Origin of the sequence: Halorubrum sp. FL23 (assembly GCF_052439115.2) — an archaeon.
GTDB lineage: Archaea > Halobacteriota > Halobacteria > Halobacteriales > Haloferacaceae > Halorubrum > Halorubrum persicum.
On the sequence record NZ_JBQVRO020000003.1, the window covers coordinates 329025 to 354252 of the forward strand.

Annotated in this window: 24 protein-coding genes; 15 read left to right on the top strand and 9 right to left on the bottom strand. The window is 69.8% G+C overall.

Annotated elements, in window-relative coordinates; genetic code table 11:
• Positions 1-57: 57 nt before the first annotated feature.
• Positions 58-909, bottom strand: a complete 852-nt coding sequence (locus ACT4MF_RS05725) for a DUF502 domain-containing protein (protein ID WP_444682002.1) — start codon at positions 907-909, stop codon at positions 58-60.
• Between the two features lie 45 nt (positions 910-954).
• Here ACT4MF_RS05725 and ACT4MF_RS05730 point away from each other — a divergent pair, with 45 nt between their 5' ends.
• Both ACT4MF_RS05730 and ACT4MF_RS05735 read left to right on the top strand, forming a co-directional pair.
• On the top strand, positions 955-1296 hold the full coding sequence (locus ACT4MF_RS05730) for a hypothetical protein (protein ID WP_512053236.1): 342 nt from the start codon (positions 955-957) through the stop codon (positions 1294-1296).
• Positions 1297-1301: 5 nt separating this feature from the next.
• Positions 1302-1802, top strand: a complete 501-nt coding sequence (locus ACT4MF_RS05735) for a DoxX family protein (RefSeq protein ID WP_444682003.1) — start codon at positions 1302-1304, stop codon at positions 1800-1802.
• On the opposite strand, the gene ACT4MF_RS05740 is transcribed toward ACT4MF_RS05735, so the two are convergent.
• Positions 1760-2059, bottom strand: a complete 300-nt coding sequence (locus ACT4MF_RS05740) for a zinc ribbon domain-containing protein (protein ID WP_099255781.1) — start codon at positions 2057-2059, stop codon at positions 1760-1762. The two genes, ACT4MF_RS05735 and ACT4MF_RS05740, sit on opposite strands and share 43 nt — an antisense overlap.
• A 71-nt stretch (positions 2060-2130) precedes the next feature.
• Positions 2131-2646, bottom strand: a complete 516-nt coding sequence (locus tag ACT4MF_RS05745; RefSeq protein WP_444682004.1) for a hypothetical protein — start codon at positions 2644-2646, stop codon at positions 2131-2133.
• A gap of 280 nt (positions 2647-2926) precedes the next feature.
• Between ACT4MF_RS05745 and ACT4MF_RS05750 the strand changes: the two genes are divergently transcribed.
• Entirely contained in the window at positions 2927-3121 is a 195-nt protein-coding gene (locus tag ACT4MF_RS05750; protein ID WP_004048101.1) for a cold-shock protein, read from the top strand.
• A 222-nt stretch (positions 3122-3343) separates the two neighbouring features.
• Here the strand turns inward: ACT4MF_RS05750 and ACT4MF_RS05755 are convergent, their stop codons facing one another.
• Complete coding sequence (locus ACT4MF_RS05755; protein ID WP_099255779.1) at positions 3344-3658, bottom strand: 2Fe-2S iron-sulfur cluster-binding protein; 315 nt, start codon at positions 3656-3658, stop codon at positions 3344-3346.
• Between the two features lie 163 nt (positions 3659-3821).
• On the opposite strand from ACT4MF_RS05755, the gene ACT4MF_RS05760 reads away from it, so the two are divergent.
• From ACT4MF_RS05760 to ACT4MF_RS05785, 6 genes are all read left to right on the top strand, one after another.
• Positions 3822-4979 (top strand): DUF7093 family protein, encoded by a 1158-nt coding sequence (locus ACT4MF_RS05760; RefSeq protein WP_444682005.1) that lies wholly within the window; start codon positions 3822-3824, stop codon positions 4977-4979.
• A 125-nt stretch (positions 4980-5104) separates the two neighbouring features.
• Positions 5105-5488 carry a DUF5611 family protein gene (locus tag ACT4MF_RS05765; RefSeq protein WP_099255777.1) on the top strand — a complete coding sequence of 128 codons (384 nt, stop codon included), beginning with the start codon at positions 5105-5107 and terminating at the stop codon, positions 5486-5488.
• Between the two features lie 91 nt (positions 5489-5579).
• A complete protein-coding gene (locus ACT4MF_RS05770) occupies positions 5580-7484 on the top strand; it encodes a pentapeptide repeat-containing protein (RefSeq protein ID WP_444682006.1) in 1905 nt (634 codons plus the stop codon).
• A 78-nt stretch (positions 7485-7562) separates the two neighbouring features.
• Complete coding sequence (locus ACT4MF_RS05775) at positions 7563-9920, top strand: TIM-barrel domain-containing protein (protein ID WP_444682007.1); 2358 nt, start codon at positions 7563-7565, stop codon at positions 9918-9920.
• 197 nt (positions 9921-10117) lie between these two features.
• A complete protein-coding gene (locus ACT4MF_RS05780; RefSeq protein ID WP_099255774.1) occupies positions 10118-10573 on the top strand; it encodes a universal stress protein in 456 nt (151 codons plus the stop codon).
• 135 nt (positions 10574-10708) lie between these two features.
• Positions 10709-11689, top strand: a complete 981-nt coding sequence (locus ACT4MF_RS05785) for an ROK family protein (RefSeq protein ID WP_099255773.1) — start codon at positions 10709-10711, stop codon at positions 11687-11689.
• Positions 11690-11727: 38 nt separating this feature from the next.
• Here the strand turns inward: ACT4MF_RS05785 and ACT4MF_RS05790 are convergent, their stop codons facing one another.
• Positions 11728-12738 carry a PrsW family intramembrane metalloprotease gene (locus ACT4MF_RS05790; protein WP_444682008.1) on the bottom strand — a complete coding sequence of 337 codons (1011 nt, stop codon included), beginning with the start codon at positions 12736-12738 and terminating at the stop codon, positions 11728-11730.
• Positions 12739-12938: 200 nt separating this feature from the next.
• Here ACT4MF_RS05790 and ACT4MF_RS05795 point away from each other — a divergent pair, with 200 nt between their 5' ends.
• The 3 genes from ACT4MF_RS05795 to ACT4MF_RS05805 all read left to right on the top strand — a co-directional run bounded on the left by ACT4MF_RS05795 (position 12939) and on the right by ACT4MF_RS05805 (position 18851).
• Positions 12939-13358, top strand: a complete 420-nt coding sequence (locus ACT4MF_RS05795; RefSeq protein WP_444682009.1) for a DUF7532 family protein — start codon at positions 12939-12941, stop codon at positions 13356-13358.
• Positions 13355-14800, top strand: a complete 1446-nt coding sequence (locus ACT4MF_RS05800) for a ribonuclease FAU-1 family protein (RefSeq protein ID WP_444682010.1) — start codon at positions 13355-13357, stop codon at positions 14798-14800. Before ACT4MF_RS05795 ends, ACT4MF_RS05800 begins: the two co-directional genes overlap by 4 nt.
• A 118-nt stretch (positions 14801-14918) precedes the next feature.
• On the top strand, positions 14919-18851 hold the full coding sequence (locus tag ACT4MF_RS05805) for a glucodextranase DOMON-like domain-containing protein (protein ID WP_444682011.1): 3933 nt from the start codon (positions 14919-14921) through the stop codon (positions 18849-18851).
• Positions 18852-18881: 30 nt separating this feature from the next.
• Here ACT4MF_RS05805 and ACT4MF_RS05810 read toward each other — a convergent pair whose 3' ends face one another.
• The 3 genes from ACT4MF_RS05810 to ACT4MF_RS05820 all read right to left on the bottom strand — a co-directional run bounded on the left by ACT4MF_RS05810 (position 18882) and on the right by ACT4MF_RS05820 (position 20418).
• Positions 18882-19208, bottom strand: a complete 327-nt coding sequence (locus ACT4MF_RS05810; RefSeq protein WP_099255346.1) for a NifU family protein — start codon at positions 19206-19208, stop codon at positions 18882-18884.
• 122 nt (positions 19209-19330) lie between these two features.
• The gene (locus ACT4MF_RS05815) at positions 19331-19657 is read right to left on the bottom strand and encodes a hypothetical protein (RefSeq protein WP_099255347.1); all 327 of its coding nucleotides are present in this window, start codon (positions 19655-19657) and stop codon (positions 19331-19333) included.
• Between the two features lie 155 nt (positions 19658-19812).
• A complete protein-coding gene (locus tag ACT4MF_RS05820) occupies positions 19813-20418 on the bottom strand; it encodes a 2Fe-2S iron-sulfur cluster-binding protein (RefSeq protein WP_444682012.1) in 606 nt (201 codons plus the stop codon).
• A gap of 138 nt (positions 20419-20556) precedes the next feature.
• On the opposite strand from ACT4MF_RS05820, the gene ACT4MF_RS05825 reads away from it, so the two are divergent.
• A complete protein-coding gene (locus ACT4MF_RS05825; RefSeq protein ID WP_099255349.1) occupies positions 20557-21039 on the top strand; it encodes an RNA-binding protein in 483 nt (160 codons plus the stop codon).
• Between the two features lie 135 nt (positions 21040-21174).
• Positions 21175-22038: an endonuclease/exonuclease/phosphatase family protein gene (locus tag ACT4MF_RS05830; protein WP_444682013.1), complete on the top strand. Its 864-nt coding sequence runs from the start codon at positions 21175-21177 to the stop codon at positions 22036-22038.
• A 17-nt stretch (positions 22039-22055) separates the two neighbouring features.
• Here the strand turns inward: ACT4MF_RS05830 and ACT4MF_RS05835 are convergent, their stop codons facing one another.
• Positions 22056-22739 carry a DUF1028 domain-containing protein gene (locus tag ACT4MF_RS05835; protein ID WP_444682014.1) on the bottom strand — a complete coding sequence of 228 codons (684 nt, stop codon included), beginning with the start codon at positions 22737-22739 and terminating at the stop codon, positions 22056-22058.
• Between the two features lie 412 nt (positions 22740-23151).
• On the opposite strand from ACT4MF_RS05835, the gene ACT4MF_RS05840 reads away from it, so the two are divergent.
• Positions 23152-25227: a PrkA family serine protein kinase gene (locus tag ACT4MF_RS05840; RefSeq protein WP_444682015.1), complete on the top strand. Its 2076-nt coding sequence runs from the start codon at positions 23152-23154 to the stop codon at positions 25225-25227.
• The last annotated feature ends 1 nt before the right edge of the window (position 25228 follow it).

Below are 25228 nucleotides of genomic sequence, written 5' to 3' on the forward strand. Positions count from 1 at the left end.
GGCCTGGGCCGGCGAGACCACAGCGCTCTTCGCGTGCCGCGAACGCGACCCGCGGTGTTACTCGTCGGACTCGTCGCTCTCGCTCTCGTCGGGTGTGAAGCCGAAGGCGTTCTGTAGTTGGTCGACGCTGGCGACGTTCTGGATGTCGTCCATGGAGAGCGGGTCTTTGGCGGTGGCTCCTTTCCCGGTGGCGACGCCGCTGGTGAGGATGCTTCTGACGCCGTCTTCGATGCTCATGTCGATGTCGAAGACTCGGTCGCGGGGGACGTACGTGAGGAAGCCGCCGGTGACGGGGTTGGGGGCCATGGGAACGAACAGCGTCATCATCTCTTCGTGGTCGGCGGAGGTTTCGACGCTGGTGGGGGCGGCGCTTGTCTCGAAGCCGAGCACGTACATCTCCTCGCCGAGGCACTCAACGAGCTTGATGTCCTGAAAGTTCTCGGCCTCGTTGTCGAGCATCACGTCGCCCATGCGGCGAAAGCTCTTGTAGACGGTGCCGACCCCGGGGATGGAGGCGATAGTGAGATCGATGAATTCGATGATCTGTTCGCCGTACCGATTGTGGCCGACCGCGCCGACGACCATGACGATGCCGAAGAGGATGAGCAGGGCGATGAGTTCGGTGAGGAACTCGATGACGAACGAGAAGAGGTTCAGTTCGATGAGGAGGCCGAAGAGCTCGACGCGCTCGAAGGGCCGGATGAGGTTGAAGTAGCGCAACACCGAGATGAACGGGTCGAGTGCTTGCCTGATGAGGCTGACCGCCATCTGCGCGATGTAGAGCGTGATGACCACCGGGATGATGATGGCGATGCCGGTGAAGAGGACGTTCCAGAAGTGGTCGTACATCGCGGTGAAGGTCCCGATGACCAAAGAGCGGGATTGAGGATCGTCGTCCGAACCAGCCATATTGCGGTACACGACTCACCGAGTGAAAATAAACTGTCGGGTGGGGTGAATCGGGAACGACAGACGGCATGCGGGCGAGTTCCGACAGCCGCGCCCCACCCGTCGCTCGCGTTCGCCATCGAGAGCATCACCGAGTGCGGCCAGACGTGTCGCGACGTGACCGCCACGATTGGCACTCAGCAGGACGCCGACGCCACCGGCGCCGAGGTGCGCTCGTCGATCGACACCGGGGGCGATCGGACCTTGCAGAGCACGCGACTGAGGATCGAGCCGTCCCCCGTCCCCGCGAGCGCAGCGAGCGGGGGCTCGGGAGGCGAGCGCAGCGACGTCTTCCGGCGTTCGAATGCCGACCGGCAGGAACGCTCATTACGCCGCCGTCGCTACTGACGCGGATGAGCGACGACGGAAGCGACTTCGACGGCGTCGATGGCTCCGACGGCGGAGCGCTCGCGGACCGGAAGCGCCCGCTCCGCTACGTGATGAGCGCGGCGTACGTGGTCGCGGGGATCACGCACTTCCTCGCGCCGAGGGCGTTCGCGCGGGTCGTCCCGCCCGGACTCCCGCGACCGCGCGCCCTCGTGTACCTCTCGGGGATCGCGGAGATCGGGCTGGGGCTGGGGGTCGCGTGCGACCGGACGCGACGCGGGTCGGCGTGGGGGCTCATGGCGCTGCTCGGCGCCGTCTTCCCCGCGAACGTGTACATGGCGACCGACGGCGTGGCGGCCGATCTCGTTCCCGACCGCCTCTCGGGCGTCGCCCGCGCGGCGGCGTGGGCGCGGCTCCCGCTGCAGGGCGCGTTGCTGCTGTGGGCGTGGTGGTACACGCGGCCCGAGCCCGCAGACGGCGACGATCACGCGCCGGGGCGGAGCGGCGACGCGCAGCGGCGACAGTAGTCGAACGCGGCGTCGTTTGCGGCTCCGCATCGCGGACACCGCACCGAGGGAGCGTCGTCCCCGACGACTCCTTCCGAATGGCGGGACGCCCGATCGGCCGCCTCCTCGCCGTTCCGCTCCAGTTCACCGGATCGGCGTCTCCGGCGGATCTCGCGCGCGTCGCCCACGATGTTCCGGAGAACGTGGACGCCGATCCCCAACGCGACGAGCAACAGCGCGCCCGTGGCCGCGACGTAGAGAGATTGCGGATCGACCATACGTGGCGTACGGGCCCCAGCGGGAGATACTGTGGGATGGTTACACTCCACGCGACTTCGGTCGGGAGCGCTCAGTACCGGAGCGTCGCGTCGAGGATGCCGGCCGTCTGCCCGGCGCCGACGACGCCGAGCGCGACCGCGGTCCACGTTGCGCCGGGCGCCAACGCGACGCCGACCGCCCCAGTGACACAGCAGACCGCGCCGACGTCGTAGATCCACGCGCCCGTCTCGACGCGGTTCCGGGTAGAGACGAACCCGGCCGCCGGGAGGAGCGCCCAGCCGTACAGCGAGAGCGCGAGCAGAGCGTCCGGCGGGACGCCGAGGGACCGGCCCAGCGCGAGAAACCCCGCGACGCCCGCGAGCGTGACGGGCGTCCCCGCGAGAATCACGAGCTTCCACGTCCGGAGCACGCCCGCCGCCATATCCCGCCAGGAGGCGGCGACGAACCCGACGAGGAGGGCGCTCATGACGAGGTGCGCGACGAACAGCGCGTGGGTCGAGACGACGCCGAGCACCGCCGCGGCGGCGACGGTCCACGCCGCCGGCACGAGCAGCGCCGGGCCGTTTTCGCGGAGGGGGCGGAACACGCGGACTCGGTTCGGCTCGGGCGGGCATAAGCGTCGGGGCGCCACCCGAAGCGGCGCAGCGGCCGCGGGTGTCCCCCGCGGCGATCGCATCGGCGAATCGTCGCTTCGGAGCGTTTTCGTCGCTGAACTGTCGGATCGGTCGGGGTCTCGCCCGGAGACCGCGTGTGCGGTCACCGATCGTCTCGATCCTCGACTGTTCTGCAGACGTTTGTCCGGCGAGACACGTGGTAACCGTACACTCGCAATCCTTATCCCCAGAGGGGGCGTTCGTTAGAATGCAATGGCGACCGGAAAGGTTGATTTCTTCAACGACACTGGCGGCTACGGATTTATTGAGACTGACGACGCTGACGACGACGTGTTCTTCCACATGGAAGACGTCGAAGGGCCGGACCTCGAAGAGGGCCAGGAGCTCGAGTTCGACATCGAGTCCTCGCCCAAGGGGCCGCGCGCGTCCAACGTCGTTCGGCAGTAAGCCGATCCGATACGGTGGGTCGGTCCGGCTGACGCCGAACGCGACTCTGACACGCGACAACGAGACTTCTGCCCGCCCCCGGATTCACGTCCGACGCGGGTTCTTATTACGACACTGAGCGCCGCTGCCGCCGTCGTCGGTCCGGCCGGCGACGAGCGACGGCGTCGCAGCGGAGCGGAGGCTCCGAACACGGCGCCGGCGAATGCGGCGACGACGACCGAGTCAGATGTGCTGACCGAAGAACCCGCGGCCCTTCGTCACTTCGACGTCCCCCTCGACGCGGACCTGACACGCGAGGCGGACGTCGTGGCTCGGGTGGTGCGGCGGGGCCCACAGACGGGCCGCCTCCTTCTTGCCGGGGTCGCTGACCTCGCCGTCGACTTGGACGGCGCAGGTGCCACACGACCCCATCCCGCGGCAGTTGAGCTGTTCGGACCGGCCGTTGTACACCGAGAGGCCCGCCTCCCGCAACACGTCGCGGAGGATCGCCCCCTTCTCGCACTCGATCTCCTCGCCTTGGTAGGATACGGTCGGCATAGACGATCGAGTGGTTGGTGAGCGAGCCACAAAGAATCGTCGGGGACGGCAAGCCGATTCGGAGAGCGCGACCGGATCGGCCCGACCCGGCTCGGATCGCGTCTGCCGGGCGTCCGACGCCGGACGGGGCGTTTTTTACCCTCGGAACCGCAGGTGAAGCGTAATGGGACTCAGGTGTCTGCTCGGGCACGATTTCGACGAGCCCGAACTACGGCGCGAGCGCGAGGAGGACGGGAACGAGGTCGTCACTACCGTCACCGAGGTAAAGACCTGCGCTCGCTGCGGCGAGACGCAGGTGGTCAGCGAGAACACCGAGGTCACGACGATGGAGCAGCTGACCGACGAGGCCACCGCCGCGGGCGACGAGCGGACGGACCCCGACGCCGGCCCGGAATCCGGATCGGCCGGCACCGGGGTCAGTGGGGGCGACACCGGCGGCGTCAAGGGCGGCACCGGCGGCGTCGAGGTCGGGCCCGACGCGGGGACCACGGCCGCGGTCGGCGTCGACGACGACGACGCCGGCGACGACGCCGTGATCATCGATGACGGGCCCGAACCGGCCGACGACGGCCCCGCAGAACGCGGGGCGGTCGACGCCGGAGGTGCGGAGCCTGAGCCGGGAGCGCCCGGCGAGGAGCGCGCGCCGGCGGCGGGCGCGGACGGGGAGACGGACGCCGCCGACGAGGGCGACGGCGCAGAGCTGATCGACGACGGTCCCGCGGACGGAGCCGCGGGCGCGGGCGACAGTCTCGAACGCGACGAGGGCGAGTACGCGGCCTACCCCGAGGCCGAGGCGACGGAAGCGCCTGCCGACGAGGAGCACGCAGAGACCGACGACGGCGTGATCCTCGACGAGGAGGACGACGCCGCGGACGACCGCGAGCGCGGCGCCTGGCCCGACGTGGACGAGTCTGGCGAGGGCGAAGGAGAGCCGACGCCGTGGCCCGAACACGGCGGCGAGGACGAGGGGTTCAGCGCCGAGGTCGGCGACGGCGACGCCGGCGACGTGGAGTTCGGCGGCGGGCTCACGCCCGAGGCCGCCGACGCGCCGACCGACGACGAGGACGCGGAGTACGTCGAGGCGCCGGCGCAGGCGGCGGGCGAGGCCGACGCCCCGACCGGAACCGCCGGGACGGTCGACGAGGGCGCCGGGATCACCCGCGGCGAGAGCCCCGAGCTCGAGACGTCGACCTCGGATGTGACGACGGAGTACTACTGCCCCGAGTGCGAGATGACTCGCGCCGCCGACGGCAACTCCATGCGCGCGGGCGACATCTGTCCCGAGTGCAAGCGCGGGTACGTCGACGAGCGACCGATCTGAGCCCGGACCCGTCGCGGTCGCTCCTCCCCGGGCGTTCGCTCGCCCGGAGATCGCTATCCGCCGGCGAACCGGACGAAGACCCCGTGACGAAACTGGTTTACGGCCCCCTGTCGAACGAACGCGGCATGAAGGAGTACAAGATGCGACGCGGCGAGCATCTGGACGACCGCATGCCCGACCTGAAAGGCTCCGTCGAGGAGTACTTCGGCGACATCACCGACACCGAGGAGTGGCAGGGCCACGAGCTGTACGTCGTCGAGGACCCCGACAACCCCGTGTTCGACCGCGTCGTGGCCGGCGCGGCCGAGTACGGAAGCAAGAAGGACAAGCTCGCGGTGCACTTCGAGGAGCGCCCCGCCGAGGACGTGATCGCCGAGGGGAACGCCGACGCCGCCGCCGACGCGGTCGACGCGAAAAACGATTTCCTGCTGGAGGCGACCGGCCGCGACGCGAAGTCGCGCCGCGACTCGCTGAAGCGCGAAGTCGAAGACGACGCCCCCGACTACTGAACGGTTCGCGCGCCGCCGGGGGGTCGGCAGTCGCCGCCGAGGAACTGCGAGGTTGCAAACAGTTTAGTGGTCTCCGGCGAGGTAGCGAGCCGTGACGCGAGGGACTGTTCCTGACACCACAGGGCCGAACGCGGACCGACGGGAGGGCACGTGTAGCTACGTCCTCCCGGTCCCCGACTACCGCGAGTCGTTCCCGCGGCTCGACGAGACGCCGAACTGGGGGATCGACGCGTCGACGCCCGGCGTTCGAGACGGAGCCTGGCGCTGCCCCCACGACGCCGAGGGAGACGCCGACTACTGCGCGTTTCACCGCGACCCCGGAGCGCGGGGGCCCGACGCGGAGCCCGTCTCGACGCTGCTGATCCGTCGAATCGAAGCGGCGAACGAGGCGGCCGACCCCGAGCGGCGGCGGCGACGGCTTCAGTTCATCGGGGCGAAGCTCGACCCTCTCGATTTCGAGTCACAGGTCGTCGGCGGGGAGAGCAGATCGACGATCGATCTCCGTCACGCGTCGATCGGCGCGGTCTCGTGTCGCCGCACGGAGTTCAGACAGCCGATCGACTTCTCGGGCGCCGTGTTCGATTCCGGGGCCGCGCCGCCGGAGTCTCCGGGCCGTGAGGTGCTCGATCCCGCCCTCGAACAGATCCCGTTCGGGATCGATTTCACGCACGCCGACTTCGCCGACATCGTCCGGTTCGACGGGACGACGTTCCGGCGCCCCGCGCTGTTCCGAGACGCCGAGTTCGACCATCCGACGAGCTTCGGCGACGCGCGGTTCTGCGATCACGTCTCGTTTCTCACGGCCGACTTCCGCGACATCGTCATGTTCGACGACGCGGGGTTCCGGCGAGACGTGAGGCTGCAGGCGTGCGAGTGCGTCGACCTGGTCGACTTCAAACGGTCGTACATCGGCGGGCGCCTCAGCCTCGATCGGCTGGTGTGTCGCGGGGACGTCGAACTCGACGACGCGAACCTCGCCGACAGTCCCCCGGACGCCGACGGTCGGTGGGTGGAACCGACCGCCGGTCGCGTAACCGCGGATATGGCGGTGATCACCGGGCGACTGTCGTGTAACGATATCGCGTTCGGTCGCGAGATTCGCGTCCGCGAGGGGGAGATCGGTCGCTTGCGGCTTCAGAACCCCGACACCGACGGGAGCGTCGCGTACGTCGATCTGGCGAGATCGACGGTCGAGACGGGGACGCTGGATCAGCCTCCCAGCGATGAGGGGTCGGTGATATACGACGCGCACCGAACGACCCTCGGAAACGTGCGGTTCGAGAGCGACTCGGACACGACGGTGATCGACCAAGTCAGGTTCCACCGAACGGAGTACGACGGGTTCGACTTCACCGACGACGACGCGCTCGACCTCGACGGCGCCAACCATCGGATCCACCGGTTCAGCGTCGACCCCATGTCGCTCCCCTGCTACTGCGGCGACGGATCGGAACACGACGGGCGGTTCATCGTCGACGACCCGGCGTGTCCCCGACACGGCCGCGAGTTCGACCACGACTCGCTGCAGGCGACGTACGCGTACGCGAAGAGCGGGGCGGACGACGCGGGCGACAACGCCAGCGCGGGGTCGCTCTTCTACCGGGAGATGTGTGCGCACCGGTACGAGCACCGGCACGAGGCGCTTACCCGGGGCGCCGGCCCGATCGGTCGGATCGCGGCGGCGACGCGGTGGGGGCGGTCGGCGCTGCTCGCCACGACGACAGGGTACGGTGAGCGACCGTACCTCGTCGTGCTCTCCTCGTTCGCCGTCGTGGCCGCGTTCGGCGCCACGTACTGGGCCGCCGACCCCCTCCAAACGGAGTACACCGTGACCGAGGCGTTCGTGTTCTCGCTCCAGTCGTTCGTCGCCTTCGTCCTCGGCGCGCCGGACAGCGCCACCCTGTTCGTCGAGGCGCTCTCGGCGATTCAGGGGTTCATCGGCGCGTTCCTGATCGCGCTCTTCGTCTTCGCCTTCACGCGGCGGATCCACCGATAGGCGCTCAACTGCTCACCGGGCCGGTCCGAGACCGATCGGACCGGCATACAAAAGTCGGTGGGGGGTGAACCGCGACACATGTCAGCGATCGTCGTGTCCGCCGTCGACTCCTACGACGTGAGCGATCGGACGGTGACGCTCTCGTGTGCGGTGGAGGCCGACGAGCGAGACGTGACGCGGACCGTCCCGGTGTCGATCCGGTTCCACGCGCCGGGGATATTTCGGTTCGAGCTGCGGACGAACCCCGAAGCCCCGGCCGCGGAGGGGCCCCGGACGTACGCGCCGGAAGCGATCCGCGAGCCGGTGTCGCTTTCGGTCACCGAGACCGAGGGCGCCCTTCTCGTCGAGACGTCGGCGTTGACCCTCCGGGTCGGGACCGACGAGTGGGCGTTCGACGTGTCCGACGCGGACGGCCGATCGCTGCTGAGCGAGCAGCGGTCCGACCGGAACGCGAAGGGGGCGGTGCGGAGCCGACCGCTCGGGTTCGACGAGGAGGTCGTGAACGGGTGGCCCCTCCGGGTCGACACCACCCGAACCGCGTTCGCGCTGCGCCCGGACGAACGGATCTACGGGTTCGGCGAGAAGTTCACCGAGTTCGACAAGCGCGGCCGCGAAATCGAGTCGTGGATCACGCAGCCGAACGGGGCGGAGACCGAGCGCGCGTACAAGAACGTCCCGTGGTTCGTCTCGACGCGGGGATACGGCCTCCTCGTCGACACCGTTCACCGGACGCGCTTCGACGTTGGAGCGTCGTCGTCGGTGACGAACAGGATACGCGTCGACGATGACGATCTCCGGTTCGTGTTCGTGCACGGTCCGGAGTTCAAGTCGATCCTCCGCCGCTACACCGCGATGACGGGGCGACCGAATCGCCCCGAACCGTGGACGTTCGGCGTGTGGATGTCGCGGCTGAGCTACGAGTCCCGCGAGGAGGTGGAGTCCGTCGCGGCGCGGCTCCGCGAGCGGTCGATTCCCTGCGACGTGTTGCATATCGACCCCGCGTGGATGTCGCTCGACGACATGTGCGACCTGCGGTGGGACACGGACGCGTTCCCGGAGCCGGCGGCGATGATCGACGGACTCGCGGCGGACGGGTTCAGGGTCTCGCTGTGGGAGTTCCCCTACGTCCAGGTCGACTCGCCGCTGTTCGAGGAGTTCGCGCGGAAGGGATACTTCGTCGAGGACGGGTCGGGATCGCCGTACGTCCTGTCGCGGCTGAGCGCGGACAACAGGGGAGCGATCGTCGACTTCACCGACCCGGACGCGCGGGAGTGGTGGGCCGAGCGACACCGACAGCTCACCGAGCTCGGGGTGGACGCCTTCAAGCTCGATTTCGGGGAGTACCTGCCGCGGGACGCGGTGCTGGCCAACGGGCGGACGGGCGCGGCGATGCGGAACCGGTACCCCCGAGCGTACCAGCGGACGGTGCGAGACGCGATGCGATCGGCCGGGACGGAGCCGACGCTGTGGGTCCGCGCCGCGTGGACGGGCGATCAGGTGTTCCCGATCCACTGGGGCGGCGATCCGAACACCTCCTTCGAGTCGATGGCCGCGAGCCTGCGGGGAGGGCTCAGCCTCGCGCTGTCGGGGTTCCCGTTCTGGGCGGCCGACATCGGCGGATTCCGGGGCACGCCCTCGACCGAGCTGTACGTCCGCTGGGCGCAGTGGGCGCTCCTCGGAAACAGCCACGCGCGGTTCCACGGGACGACGCCCCGGGAGCCGTGGGAGTTCGGTGAGCGGGCCGAGCGGATCGTCCGCGAGCACGCGGAGGAGCGGTACCGCCTGTTACCGTATCTCTGTGCGTACGGAGAGCGGGCGAGCCGCGAGGGACTCCCGGTCATGCGTCCGCTCGTGTTGGAGCATCAGGGCGACCCGGCCGCGCGGGCGATCGACACCCAACACTACGTGGGCGAAGAGCTCATGATCGCGCCGGTGCTGTCCGACGACGGCCGGCGCGAGATCTACCTCCCGGACGGCGAGTGGGTCGACTACTGGACCGGAGAGCGGTACGCGGGGAGCCAGGTCCTCGACCGCGACGTGCCGCTCGATACGGTGCCGCTGTTCGTTCGGGCGGGAAGCATCGTGCCGACCCGCGAAGCGAGCCAGCACGTGGGGGAGGGCCCGTGGAGCCTGCGGCTCCGCGTGGAGTTCGAATCGGACCCGGACGGCGAGCCGGAGGCGGTCGCTTTCGAGTACCACGGTCGCACCGGGGGGGAAAGCGGGACGATCACCGCGGTCCGGGAGCCGGACACGGGCGCGGTCCGCGTCGAGACCCCCGGGGGGTGTTCGGTGACGGAGGTGCGCGTCGCCCGACTCGCGGAGCCGCCGTCCGTCCTCAGCGTCGACGGCACGGCGTACGAGCGCGTCGACGGCGAGCCGGAGACGAAGGAGTGGACGTTCGACCCGGAGACCGGAGTCGCTCGCGCCGCCGTCTGACGGTCCGTCGAAGCGACGCGGACGGGTTCTCGCGGTTCTCGACCGTCGACGACGGCCGGAGTCGCGGATTCGAGACCGTGGATGACTGAACGCGTCCGACGCGGGGCGGAGAACGTCAGGATCGATCGGTGTAAAGTTTATTCAGAATCGAGTTAATTATTCGGATCGTTTAAGCCGTCAGGGGGCGAAGGTGAAGTATGAGCATCGAGACGGTCATGCTAGCGGTCGGGACAGAAGACGAAGCGCGGACAGAACGGCTCGCGGAGGAGGCCATCGCCGTGGCCGAGCCCGCGGGCGCGGAGATCGTGTTGACCCACGTGTTCGCCGACGAGGAGTTCGAGGAGGTCAGGTCGCGGCTGGGCGTCGACGAGGCGAGCGAGGGGTCGACCCCGGACGCCGTCGCCGAGCGACACACGACCACGCGGACACTCTCGAAGGCGCTCACCGAGGCCGGCGTGTCGCACTCGATCCGCGGCGCCGTCGGCGACCACGCCGACGAGGTCGTCGAGGCGGCGTCCGCGGTCGGGGCCGACCGCGTCCTCGTCGGCGGACGCCGCCGGTCGCCGACCGGGAAGGCCGTCTTCGGGAGCGTGGCGCAGGAGGTCCTGCTCTCGTCGCCCTGCCCGGTGACGTTCGTGCGCTCGGCGTCGTAATCGGGTATCAGCGTCGTTACGGCCGAAATTCCGGAATTCGGGAGGCCGACGCGCGCGATCCCGAGAGCGGTGCGCGCCGGCGCGTCTCCCCCCGAAGCGTCCCGCTTAAGTGATACCGGTTCGCGGGTTTATCCGATGTACTACGTGGGCGCCGACCTCGGAGCGACCAACGTCCGGGCGGTCGTCGGCGACGAGACCGCGACGATCCTCGGATCCGATTCGCGAGGGACCCCGCGCGGGCCGAACGGGATCGCGGTCACCGAGGCCGTCCTCGGCGTGATCCGCGGCGCGTGCGAGGACGCCGGCATCGACCCGACCGCGGCCGTCGCGGCCGGGATCGGCTCGATCGGGCCCCTGGATCTGGCCGCCGGGGTCGTGCAGGGCCCGGCGAACCTCCCGGACACCATCGAGCGGATACCCCTCGTCGGACCCGTCTCGCAGCTGTTGGAAACCGACGAGGTCCACCTCCACAACGACACCATCGCCGGCGTCATCGGCGAGCGGTTCCACTCCGAGCGCAACCCCGACGACATGGTGTACCTCACCATCTCCTCCGGGATCGGCGCCGGCGTCGCCGTCGACGGCAACGTGCTCTCGGGATGGGACGGCAACGCCGGAGAGGTCGGCCACATGACCGTCGACCCGAACGGGTTCATGACCTGCGGCTGCGGTCTCGACGGCCACTGGGAGGGGTACTGCTCGGGCAACAACATCCCGAAGTACGCCCGCGAGCTCCACGAGGAGGATCCGATCGAGACCTCGCTGCCGATCGAGGACCCCGACTTCTCCGCGGTCGACGTGTTCGAGGCGGCCGGCGAGGACATCTTCGCCGACCACGTGATCGATCAGGTCGCCCACTGGAACGCCATGGGAGTCGCCAACGTGATTCACGCGTACGCCCCGCTCGTGGTGAGCGTCGGCGGCGCGGTCGCGCTCAACAACCCCGAGCGCGTGCTCGACCCGATCCGCGAGAAGCTCGCCGACATGGTGTTCATCAACGTCCCCGAAGTGCGGCTCACCGAACTCGGCGACGAGGTGGTGGTGAAGGGCGCGCTCGCGAGCGCGCTCACCGGCGGGACGGGCGACCGGTCCCGCGTCGACTCGCCGCCGGAATAAGCCGCCGGCCCGAGAGAGCCGGCCCGACGACACCCCCGTCAGTCCTCGAACTCGGTCAGTTCGGGTTCGACGGCCGGGTCGACCGCGTCGCGCGTTTCGAGGTACGCGTCTCGATACCGCCGGAGCTTCCGGACGAGAACGTACCCGAAGGCGCCTTGGAACAGGATGACGAAGACGAACAGCGCGGCGACCCGCGGGAGCCCGGTCACCACCGAGACCACGGTCGTGACCGGCCCGACCAGCGAGTTGTACAGCGCGTGGATCACGGCGGCGATGACGAGGCCCTTCACGATGATCGGGCCGCGGTTCTCGGGGTTGAACTTCGCGAGCCCGAGGTAGTACCCCGCGAACGCGGAGTAGATGACGTGACCCGGCCCGGCGAGCGCGCGGAGCGCCGTGATCCCGTCGCCCGCGCCGAGCGCGGCGATACTGAGCGACAGCTCCCCCAGCTCGACGTTCTGAGCGATGTACACCAGGTTCTCGATGACGACGAACCCGAGGCCGGCGATGGCGCCGTACACCGCGCCGTCGATGACCGCGTCGAACCGGTCGTCGGTGTACGCGTACAGCCGGACCGCGAGCAGCTTCACCGACTCCTCGATGGGGCCGACGATCACGAAGAAGAAGAGGACGAGCCCGGGGAAGCCGAGCGGGTTGAAGAAGGGTTGGAGCTCGCTGTTGAGCACCGCCGCGAACGTCGCGGTGAGGATCGACAGGAGGAACGTCGCCACCAGCAGCGAGAGCGGCTCCCCGGTGGTCACGTCGGAGACGTACACGTACGCGGCGAGCCCGAAAGCGGGGACGGCCGAGAGGCCGACGAGCATCGCGACCGCCGGGTCGAACACGAGGCTGAGCCCGAAGGATCCGAGAATCGCGAGGAGTCCGAGGAGGGCGACGAAGACGACGAGCGCCTTCGCCGACCGGGTGATGAGCCAGTGTAACGCGACCGAGAGCCCGTCGAGGGAGGTTCGCTCCTCCCACGTGGCGATGTCGTAGAGGTCGCGGTCGTCGTCGGCGCGCGACTCGACCGGGTCCGATCGAGATGGCATGCCACCGGGTTCGGACTGAGGCGACTTAAGCCGTGGCGGGATTCGGGGGCGCGGTCGGGATACGGTCGGGATGCGGGCGGGGCGGGATCGGGGCGGGATCGAGGCGGGATCGAGGCAGGATCGGGGCGAGGTCGGGGAGGGGCCGGGACGCGCTCGACGGAGGCCGACAGGATTGAAACCGCGGCGGCCGAAGGGCCGGTATGCACTTCGACGCACGGACCCAGCGGGCCCTCCGCGAGGCGGGACTCGACGCGGACGCGATCGCGACGGCGTCCGACCGGGTCGCCGAGCTCGTCGACGAGGACGCCGACCGCCTCCGGGAGTTCTTCGAGCCGACGGGGCCCTGCTACTCCGACATGGAGATGGCACACAGCGCCGCGGAGAGACAGGAGCACGCGACGGCCGACGTGGAGCTGTTCACCCACGGGAGCGACCTCCGCGGCTACCTCTCGCTCGACGGCTGGGGCGTCCCGATCGAGGGCGGGCGGGTGCTCCGGGCGACGGGTGGCGGCGACGAGGGGAGCGGGCGAGGCGACGAGACGCCGGTCCTCGTCGAGCTCTCGCTCGGCGCGACCGTCCACGACCGCGTCCGGTTCGCGCGCGACCCCGACGAGCTATGAACGTCCGGGTGCGCGGCATCTACGCGACGGCGCTCACCGAGGCCCTGCTCGACGCGGGCCACGAGGTCGTCGACGCCTCGGCGCCGATCCGGCGGCGCTTCGACGCCGAGTTCGGAAGCAACCCGCCCGACGCGCGGATCGCGACCACCGACGACCGGCAGGGCGTCGGCGCGCACGGCGACCCGGACGCGGTCGGGCGCCTCCGCGGTCTCCTGACCGACGCCGGCCTCGACGCGCTGGCGTGGACCGACCCGACCCCGCCCGGGACCGTCCTCGACGGGAGGGTGACCGAGACCCTCGGCGGCGGGGCGGTCGTCCGGCTTCAGGTCGGCGACGGCGACGGCACCGTCGAAGGGTACCTCCCGTACGGAAGCGTCGACGACCGGGTCGAGACGGGCGATCCGGTGCGCGTGCAGGTCCGCGAGTCAGCGGCGCCGTGGACGGAGCGCCGACCCGAACTCGACGGGTCGCTGCGAGCGGGCGACGGTCTCGTCGCGCTCGAACCGGGGTCGGGCACGCGCGTCGACGTGCGGAACGACGAGGCGGCCCGAGAGCTCTCGGGGATGCTCGACCTGCTGGAGTTGGAGCCGCCGGACGGGTGGCGCGCCGTCTGGAAGCCGCCCGCGATCGACGCGGACACCGAGGCGCTCGCGGCCGGACTCGATCGGGCGGTCGACGCCGCGGAGGGGCTCAACGACGCCGTTGACGCGGTCGGGGGCGTTGGCGTTCTCGACGGGGCGGAACACGTCCAAGCGGAGACGCTGGCGACCCCGAACGCCGGCGTGTGGGTGTGGTTCGGCCGCGAGAGCCGGTTCGGGCTCGACGACCGCCGCCGCGAGGCGACCGCGACCATGCCGGGCCACCACCGGGTGAAGGCGGGGTCGGCGGACGCGTCCGCGGGGGTCGACCTCGCGGAGGCGCTCTGCGACCCCGACGCCGACGCCGCGTTCCCGTTCGGGGTCGTGACCGACGCGTTCGGGCCGACCGAGGGTGACGCGATCCGGCTCGAACACGGCAAGCCCGACGGGCGGCTGATCACGCTGGGCGAGGCGACGGTGACCGCGGTCGACGCCGAGGGGTCGGTGACGGTCGAGCGCGAGATGACCGGCGGCGGCACCTACGACGGGTTGGATGTCCCCCGCGAAGCCGGTGACGTGGCGGAGACCAGTCTGAAGGAGGGCCGGTGGTGGTACCCGACGACGTACCGCGGGCGCGACGGAACGGTGCGCGGGACCTACGTCAACGTCTGTACCCCGGTCGAGGTGTTCCCGGACGCCGCCCGCTACGTCGACCTCCACGTCGACGTGATGAAACACCCCGACGGGACCGTCGAACGCGTGGACGACGACGAACTGCGAGACGCGGAGGCGGCCGGAACGGTACCGGCGTCGCTCGCGGAGAAGGCCCGAAGCGTGGCCACGGCGCTCGAGAACGCGCTGTAAGGGAGCGCCGGTCCGCCGCCGCGGCGTCGCATATATTTTTACTCGGTTACGGACGGACGAAACACCTCTCGTTCGTTACAATAACATTATCATTCATCGCATACACGACCGATCCGGAATGCGTGAGAAAGAATCTCAGCACGAATTTGAAGAGACCAGCCGTCGGGGATTCCTCGGCGGCGTCGGCGCGCTCGTGGCCGCGGCCGCGTACTCGCGGGACGTGTCCGGGTCGGCCGCCGACGGGGTAGTAAACGGCGACGACGACGCGGTACAGACCGTCTCGTCGCCGGACGGATCGATCGCGGTGACGGTCGACGTCGCCGACGGAACGCCGACCTACGAGGTCGCCCGCGGCGGGACGACGTACGTCGAGCCGTCGCCGGTCGGGTTCGAGTTCCGGAATCAGCCGGCGTTCGGAGCGGCGAGCGCGACGGGGGGGAGCGACGTTCCGCTGACCGTCACCGGCACCGAACGCGAGACGGCCACCGAGACGTGGGACCCCGTCTGGGGCGCGTTCGACGAGGTGTCCGAAGCGTACGAACAGCTCAGCGTCGGGCTGACGGAGGCGAGCGACGAAGCGGAGTCCGACGCGGACGCCACCGCCGGGCGCCGCGCCACCCTCCAGATTCGGGTGTTCGACGACGGGGTCGGACTGCGGGTCGTCCTCGGCGACGGCTTCGCGAGCAACGCGGACCGAGCGGTGATCGAGACGGAGAACACGGGCGTGGAGTTCGCGGCCGACTACGACGCGTGGTGGATCGCGAACGAGGTGACGAACCCGCGGTTCGAACAGGAGTACGCGGAGACGCCCCTCTCGGAGATTCCGGGCGGGACCCGCGAGACGCGACCGACCGACACGCCGGTGCGGACGGGGGCGCACACGCCCCTGACCGTCGACGCCGGCGACGCGTACCTGAGCGTTCACGAGTCGAATCTCGACGACTACGCCGCGGCGACGCTCGCCCCCCGCGACGACGGCGGCGGGACCGGGTTCCGCACCGAACTCACCCCGCTGCCGGACGGGACGAAGGCGTCGCTGGAGCTCCCGGCGACCACGCCGTGGCGGACGATCCAGCTGGTCGATCGCCCCGGCGAGCTGATCGAGTCGCAGCTCGTCCCGCTGCTCTCGGATCCCCTCGACGAGTCGGCGCTGCCGACGGTCGGCGGAGCGGCCGACACCGATTGGATCGAGCCCCGGAAGTACGTCGGTATCTGGTGGACGATGATCGCCGGCTCGGCCAACTGGGAGTACAAGTCCGACGGCGCGATCGCGGGCGAGGGCGGGAATCCCGCCAGCTACGTCCACGGCGCCCGGACCGAGCGGATGAAGCGGTACATGCGGTTCGCGAGCGAGAACGGGATCGACAGCGTGCTCGTCGAGGGGTGGAACGAGGGGTGGGACACCTACCCCGGCGACGGCTCCGGCTTCGGCTTCGGCGTCAGCGACTCGTACCCGGACTTCGACGTGCCCGAGGTAACCGGGTTCGGCGCGTCGCTTCCCGACCCGGTCGAGATGACGATCCACAACGAGACCGCGGGCAACCTCCCCGGATACGAGTCCGCGATCGTCGACGAGGACGTGTTCGCGGGCTACGAGAGCCAGGGGATCGGCTCGATCAAGAACGGGTACGTCTCCGACCCGGGCCTCGGGATCGACGGGGACGGCGCCGAGCCGACGCACAACCAGCACAACCAGCTCGCGGTGAACCACCACCGGCTGGTGATCCGCGAGGCGGCCGCGAACCGGCAGCTCCTGGAGATCCACGAGGGGATCAAGCCGACCGGCGAGATCCGCACCTACCCGAACGTGGCGAACCGCGAGGTCGTCAAGGCACAGGAGTACGACGGGTTCGGCCAGCTCGGATCGAACGTGGGCCGCGATCACCACGTCACACTCCCGTTCACGCGGAATCTCGCGGGACCGGTGAGCTTCCAGCCGGGGATCTTCGACATCACCTTCGGCGACGACCGAGGCGATCAGATCCAGACGACCCGCGCGAAGCAGCTCGCGATGTACCCGACGTACCTCAGCGGGCTCCAGATGGCCGCCGACCGGATCGAGGGGTACGTCGACGAGACGTTCGGCGTCGGCGAGGGGGTTCAGGCCGCCGCCGGCGACCGCGACGGGCTGGTCACCGACGACACGTGGCGGGACGCGTTCGGCACGAACCACGTCGCCGTCGATCCCAACCGCGCGCCGAGCGGCTCGTCGGTGAGGTACGTCGTGCGCGGCGTCGACGAACCGGGAACCTACTCGCTCCACCTCCGGTACGCGAGCGCCCCCGAGGAGAACGCGCGGCGGGTGATCGACGCCGGGGGGCCGCGGGCGACGCTCCGGGTCAACGGCGAGACCGAGACGATCGAGCCCGCCTTCACCGCCTACTGGGACGACTGGCAGGTGTTCACGACCGAGGTGGAGCTCGCCGCCGGCGACAACGAGGTCGCGGTCGAACTCGACTACGAGGACGGCGAGGACGGGTTCACCGGCGACGTCGGGGGGTTCAACCTCAACGCGGTGTCCGTCACCGCCCCCGGCGAACCGTCGCCGATCCCGGCGGAGTACGAGGGGTACGTCCCCGAAAACGAGAACTTCGACGCGAAGCCGGAGTTCGGGTTCGTCGAGGCGGTGCCGGCGGCGGGCTGGGACGAGACCCGCGTCGTCGGCTCCGCGATCGGCGACTACCTCGCGATCGCGCGTCGGCACGGCGAGGAGTGGTTCCTCGGCGTGATGACCGACGGGGCGGGCCGCGCGGTCGACGTGCCCCTCGACTTCCTCGCGCCCGGCAACTCCGGTAACGCGCCCGGAAATTCCGGCAACGCGCCCGGTAACGCAGGTGGACGCGGAAAGGACCGCGGGCGCGGAAACGGAAGCGAGAAGCGTCGCGGACGCGACCGCTCGGGCCCGAAGTACGTTGCCGAGATCTACGGCGACGCGGTGGGCGCCGGCGTCGACGCCGACCCGACCGCGACGCGAATCGACGAGGCGGTCGTCGATCCCTCGACCACGCTGCTCGCGTCGACCGCACCGAGCGGCGGGGCGGCGGTCCGACTGCGTCCGGGTCGCGGGGACGAAATCGGTCGGCTCCCGCGGTACGAGCGGCCGGAGCAGGACCTCTCGATCGAAATCGCGGACGAGGCCGACCTCGACGAGCCGTTCATCACGGCGACGGGGTCGAACGACGCCGGGTTCGTCGGCGGCACGAACGTCGAGGTCGTCGTCGACGGCGAGGTCGAGACGCTCGCCAACGTCCGGCTCCCCCCGAACGCGACGAACGAGACGGTGGCGCTCGGCTACCGGATCACCGCGATCGACACCTACGACGTCGCCGTTCGCGACCCCGAGACCGGGGAGGAGCTCGCGGCCGAGACGGTGACGGTGGCGCCCGGTGACCTCGTCGCCGAACTGACCGACCCGGCGGGCGACGACGACGGGCCGGGCGAGTACGCCTATCCCACCGACGGAGCGTTCCGGGAGGGCGCCTTCGACCTGCGCTCGTTCCGCGTCTTAGAGACCGACGAGGAGTACCGGTTCGCCTTCGAGGTCGAGGACCTGTACGACGCGTTCGGCGGCACGTTCTCGCCGCACTACTTCGTCGTCTACCTGCGCGACCCCGACGCCGACGGCGGACGGACGACCGAGCTCGGCGACCTGAGCGTCACCGCCGAGTTCGCCCAGCCGTGGCAGTACCGTGTCGCAGCCAGCGGCTTCGCCGGGAGCGTCGTCGACGCCGACGGGAACGGCCACGGGACGCCCGAGCGGTTCGCCGACGTCGAGTCGAACGTCGCCGTCGTCTCGATACCGAAGACGGCGGTGAGCGGGGCCGACATCGCCGACTGGGAGGTCCTTCCGGCGGTCGGTTCGGAGGACTACGGCGCGTTCCGTGACGTACAGGAGAGCGCCGGAGGCTTCATCTTCGGCGGGGCGCGCGAGGGAGCGGCCGGGAACGCCCCCCGCGTGATCGACCTGATCACGCCGGAGGGAACCTCGCAGGCGGAGGCGCTCGACTACGGGGCCGATTCGCTCGCGACGCTCCCGTTCACGCCGCTGTAGGGGCGGCGGGAGCGCTCCGCGAGGAGCGTCTCAGAAGTGGTTCGCGGACTCGGTCTCGTGTTTCAGTTCGCCGCCGCGGCCGCCCTCGACGGTGGAGGCGCCCTGATCGCCGGAGGAGGCGGTCCGCACCGTCACGTTCTCCACCTCGTCGAAGTCCATGATCAGGTCCCGGCGGATGTTGTCGGCGGTGATGTTCGAGATGCCGCAGCCGGAACAGGTGCCGCCGAGCTCGACGACGACCTCGCCGCTCTCGGGATCGGCCTCGCGCACGACGCTCGTGCCGCCGTGCATCTGGATGATCGGCATCTGTCCGACCATCCACTCCTCGACCCGGTCCGCGAGGCTCTCGTCGCTCATTACCTATCCTTTGCGACCGAGCCTATGGAAGCTTGCGGTTTGCGAGCACGGCGAAAGCGAGAAAGGAACTGTGTCATCGTCGATCCCGCGGGAGCGTGGCGGTTCGTCACGCCGCAGGGCGGTCACTCGTCCGGGCGGTCCGACTCCTCCCCGTCGTTCGGCAGGCGCGTCGGGTCGGCCGGTCCGTCGCCGTGCATCGAGTCGTCGCGCTCGAGGAGGTACAGGAGGGGCCCCAGCGCCGCGACTACGAGCACGCCGGGGATCGGCGCGTCGGGGACGAGGAGCACGGTGACGACGGCGATGCCGGAGGTGACCACGACGAAGGCGGCCCAGAGGAGCGGCGATCCGAGGTCGACGCCGACCGACTCGGCGTCGCGGTAGACGACCGCGGCCGCGATCGCGGCGAGGAGCGCGGCGGCACCGACGCCGAGGACCGTGATGACGGACATACCGGACGTTCGGTCGAGAAGCGAAAAAGGGTGTCGCGAGCGGGCGGTCGATATGGGAGGAGCGGAAACGCGGGGAAGAGCGGAAACGCGGAGGGGACGAAGAGGCGGAGAGGAACGGAAGTGCGAGGGGAACGCAGCGACCGACCGGGCGACGCCTACGGCGCCTCGCCCGTCTCGATGCTGAAGGAGTCGCGGGGGTACGCGACGCAGGTCAGGGTGTAGCCGTCGTCGATCTCGGCCTCTTCGAGCATCTGCTGGTTGTCGTGCTCGACGAAGTCCTCCGAGGGCCCGTCGGCGATCCGACCGGCACAGGAGACGCACTGGCCCTGTCGGCAGGCGTACGGGAGGTCCCACCCCTCGTCTTCGCCCTGGTCGAGGATCGGCTGGTCGTTGGAGAGCTCGACCGTCTCGCCCTGCTTGACGAACTCGACCTCGAAGTACTCGACCTCGTCTTCGGGGATGTCGCCGGGGGCGGAGCCGCCGGCCTCGCCGTCCTCCAGTTCGCCTTCCCCACCCTCGCCGCCGGCGGGGATCGCTCCGCCGCCGCCACCGCCGCCGCCGATGGCGCGGTTCCCGGGCTCGGGGAACTCGGTCTCAGGGACCGCCGAGGCGCGTCGTTGGAGTACCTCATCCGAGATGTCGGTCGTGGGCTCCCACCCCGTCCCTTTCAGGCTGCTGATGAAGACGACCAGCAGCGTCGCGATCACCCCGAGAACGATCGCGGGCATGTTCGCGACGTTCGTGATGAGCGGGTTGAGCATACCAACGGATTAGAAGAGGTGGTTTAAGGCCGTTTTGATCGGTCCAACCGCGTGAGAGCCCCGGCGCTCCCGGCGACTCGACCCGGCAGGCACCGGCGGAGCGGTCCATTTATCGGCCGAGCGGCCGACTGGGCCCGCATGGAAGTGAAATCGCGGCACCACCTCCGGAGCGACGACATCACAGCGATCCGTGAGGCGGTCGGCGACCATCTGGGAGTCGACATCGACGGCGACACCTTCGAGCTCGTGGAGTTCGTGGACGCGAACTACGAGCTCGTGCTGGTCGACGGCGACCCGGCGGTGTTCTACGTCGACGACGACGAGCCGTTCCTCACCGTCCGCGGCGCGAACGACTACGAGCCGGAGACGGGGATCGTCACGGTCGACGCGGGCGCGATCTCGTTCGTCTCCGACGGAGCCGACGTGATGCGACCCGGGATCGTCGAGGCCGACCCGGAGATCCGCGAGGGCGACCTCGTCGTCATCGCCGAGGAAACCCACGAGAAGGTGCTCGCGGTCGGCCGCGCGCTGGTCGACGGCGACGCGATGGCCGGGGACAGCGGGAAAGTCGTCGAGTCGATCCACCACGTCGGCGACGAGCTGTACGAGTTCTCGGCGTAAGGGAGACGAAACGCGTCGCCCGCCGCGCCGCTGGATACGTCGCCGGCGGTTCGTGCCGGGTGCGGGGGCAGTCGGAGCGATCGGACGGTGCCCGTTCCCACGCTTTTAATCGCCTCCCCTGCGACCCCCATCGTAATGACCGCGATCCGGGTGCTGAGCTACAACGTCCGCTACGCCAACCAGGGCGACCACCACGACGCGTGGCACGACCGTCGTGACGCCGTCGGCCGACTCGTCCGCTTCCACGATCCGGACATCGCCGCCTTTCAGGAGCCGGTACCCGGCCAGCGGCGCGACCTGCGCGAGCGACTCCCGAGATACGAGTTCGTCGGTCGGGGGCGGAAGGCCGACGGCGAGGGCGAGGGGTGTCCGATCGCCGTGCGAGCCGATCGCTGGGAGGTCGTCGACAGCGACACGTTCTGGCTCTCCGAGACGCCGGACGAGCCGTCGATCAGCTGGGGAGCCGCCCATCCGCGGATCGCGACGTGGGCGCGGGTCCGCGCCGTCGACGACGACACCGTGGTCCTCGTTGCCAACACGCACTTCGACCACGTCGCCGCGAGGGCGCGCCGCGAGGCGGCCCGACTGCTCCGCGAGCGGCTCCCGGCCATCGCGGGAGGCGGGACCGAGGAGGCCGGCGACGGTCACGGCTCGACGCCGCCGACCGTGCTCGTCGGTGACTTCAACTGTACGCCGGGATCGGAGCCGCATCGGATCCTCGTCGGCGACGATCCGGAAGCGGAGAGGGGCGGCGTCGCCGGCGCTCAGGCCGGCGGCGACCGGGTCGAGCTCCGCGACGCGGCCGCGGCCGCCGACCTCCGACACGGCCCGGAGACGAGTCTCACCGACTTCGCGCGACTGATCGACGGGCGCCGGATCGACCACGCGCTCGTCTCGCCCGGGGTTGGCGTCGAGGCGTTCGCGACGCTCGCGGACCGCGACGACCGGGGGCGATACCCGTCGGACCACCTGCCGATCCTCGCGCGGCTGGACGTGTAGCGAGCCGGCGGCGCCCCTTACTCCCCGTCTGCGTACTTCGCCATCACGGCTTCGTAGCCGCGCTTGGCCGTCTCGTACGTCTCGCGGAGGTCCGCCACCGGCGTCTCGCTCGCGTCGACGCGGAGGTCGTTGTAGTAGGGGTCGTCGGTCTCGTGCTCCGTGTTCGTCACCTGTAGCGCCGCGGACTGGACCGCCAGGTCCTCCCGCTTGTCGCCGCCGGCGGCGTGGCCCGCCGCGAGCGCGTCGATCAGTCGCTCGGCGAGCGGGGCGTCGCCGTGAGCGTCCGACTCGTAGGCGGCCGCGGTGTCGTCGATCACGGCTTCGCCCGTCAGGAGGTTGCCGGCGACCGTGTAGTTCTCGCCGACGACGTGGCCGTACCAGTCGTTACACTCGTCGCCCGAGAAGGCGAACGTGCCGTCGGCGTCGACGCCGTGAAGCTGACGCTGAGGTTTCCCCTCGTCGGCGTTCAAGAGCGCCTCCAAGGCGTCGTCGACCGCGAGGCCGTCGGCGAGGTACTCGATCCCCTTCCGCCCCAGGTCGACGTTGACGAGCGACTGAGTCGCCACCGCGCCGTCCGCCGACGCGAACGGACACAGGGTCCCGACCCCCGGGAGGCGCGTGGTCACCGCCACGCCGTACCGGATCCGGTCGGCGCCGTCGTCGTCCGTGTACCGCTCGCGAACGCAGATACTGAACGTCACGCCCGAAATCGGCGGGGACACCGCAAAAGGGTACGTTCCGGGGGCGACGTTTCCGGTTTCGCCCGCGGTCGGACCCCGCACCGACTCGCGTCCAGCCCCTTTCGGCCGCGGCGACGTGAAAGCGGTCGAAATGAGGGCGATTACGGCCGCTGAGGTGGCCCAAACTGCCGGCACCGACGGCGATCGGACATCGTGGGAACCGCCAACGGGCGACACACTTATGCGTGCGAATCCCTCCCATACATATACCCTCGGTTACGGGCGAACGGCGATCCGGCGCGGGTCGCCCTCGACGACAGCAGCGTTCGCGGCTCGATGAGCCGTCGTCTCAGGCACGCAGAGCCGTGCCGCCGCGCGTCGGGGACGGTCACGGCGGATCGCCGCCCGTCCGAGCGACCGGAGACCAGATACAATGTCAGACCGACACACGCTCGAACGGCTCAGCGAGGAGTACCGGACGAACGTCCCGGACGACCTCCGGGAACCCCGCCCGTTCGACTGGTACCTCGACGCGCTGTACGAGGAGCCGCGGATCGCGCGGAACGCCCACCAGCGCGTCGCGGACATGTTCGACCACTACGGCACCCGATACGACGAGGAACACGGCGTCGTCGAGTACGCGCTCGCCGCGGACGATCCCCTTCACGACGGCGAGAACGTCTTCTACGGCCGCGAGGTCCACGAGGCGATCCACGAGTTCGTCAACAAGGTGAAGTCCGGCGCGCGCGGCCTCGGCCCCGAGAAGCGGATCAAGCTCCTGCTCGGTCCCGTCGGCTCCGGGAAGTCGCACTTCGACTGGCTGGTCCGCCGGTACTTCGAGGCGTACTCCCGCGAGGAGGCCGGTCGGATGTACACCTTCCGCTGGGTCGACCTCTGTTCCGTGATCGACGACCAGGACCCCGGCGACGACGTGGTCCGGTCGCCGATGAATCAGGACCCCCTGGTGCTCATCCCCCGCCCACAGCGAGAGCGCGTGATCGACGAGCTCAACGAGCGGCTCGACGCCCCCTACACCCTCCGGAACGACCAGCATCCGGACCCGGCCTCCGAGTTCTACCTGAACGAGCTGCTCGCACACTACGACGACGACTTAGAGCGCGTCCTCGACGAACACGTCGAAGTCGTCCGGCTCGTCGCCGACGAGAACCGCCGGGAGTGCATCGAGACGTTCGAGCCGAAAGACAAGAAGAACCAGGACGAGACGGAGCTGACCGGCGACGTCAACTACGCGAAGCTCGCCGTCTACGGCGAGTCCGACCCGCGCGCGTTCGACTACGCCGGCGCGTTCTGTAACGCGAACCGCGGGCTGTTCTCCGGCGAGGAGCTGCTCAAGCTCCAGCGGGAGTTCCTCTACGACTTCCTCCACGCCTCCCAGGAGTCGACGATCAAGCCGAAGAACAACCCGCGGATCGACATCGACCAAGTGATCGTCGGGCGGACGAACATGCCGGAGTACCGCGAGAAGACCGGCGACGAGAAGATGGAGGCGTTCAACGACCGCACCAAGCGGATCGACTACCCGTACGTGTTAGAGTACGAGAGCGAGGCGGAGATCTACGGGAAGATGCTCGACAACGCCGACGTGCCCAACGTCCACGTCGAGCCGCACGCCCTGGAGATGGCCGGGCTCTTCGGCGTGCTCACCCGCTTGGAGGAGCCCACCGACGAGACGGTGAGCCTGCTCGACAAGGCGAAGGTGTACAACGGGGAGCTGGAAGACGAGGAGATCGATCGCCGGAAGATCCGCGAGGACGCCGCCGAGTCCGCCGACGTGGGCGAGGGGATGGACGGCATCTCCGCGCGGTTCGTCGGCGACGAGATCGCCGAGGCGATCATGGACGCCACCCACCGCGACCGCACCTACCTCTCCCCGCTGTCCGTCTTCGACCACTTCGAGGCGAATCTCGGCGGCCACGGCTCGATCGCGGAGGGCGACCTCGACCGCTACGAGCGGCTCTTGGAGACCGTGCGCGAGGAGTACCGCGAGCGCGCCATCGAGGACGTGAGACACGCGTTGGCGTACGACGTGGACGAGCTCCGCCGGCAGGGCGAGAAGTACATGGACCACGTGATGGCGTACATCGACGACGACACCGTCGACGACGAGCTCACCGGCCGCGAGACCGAGCCCGACGAGACGTTCCTGCGCGCGGTCGAAGAGCAGCTCGACGTCCCCTCCGACCGCAAGGACGACTTCCGCCAAGAGGTGTCGAACTGGGTCTCCCGGCGCGCTCGCGAGGGGCGCGGCTTCGATCCGCGGGAGAACGACCGGCTTCGGCGCGCCCTGGAGCGCAAGCTCTGGGAGGACAAGAAGCACAACATCAACTTCTCGGCGCTGGTCTCCGCGACCGACCTCGACGACGAGGAGCGGAGCGCGTGGGTCGACGCCTTAGTCGACCGCGGCTACTCCGAGGACGGCGCCGCCGAAGTGTTGGAGTACGCGGGCGCGGCCGTCGCCCGCTCCGAGATCGAAGACGGCGGTGACTGAG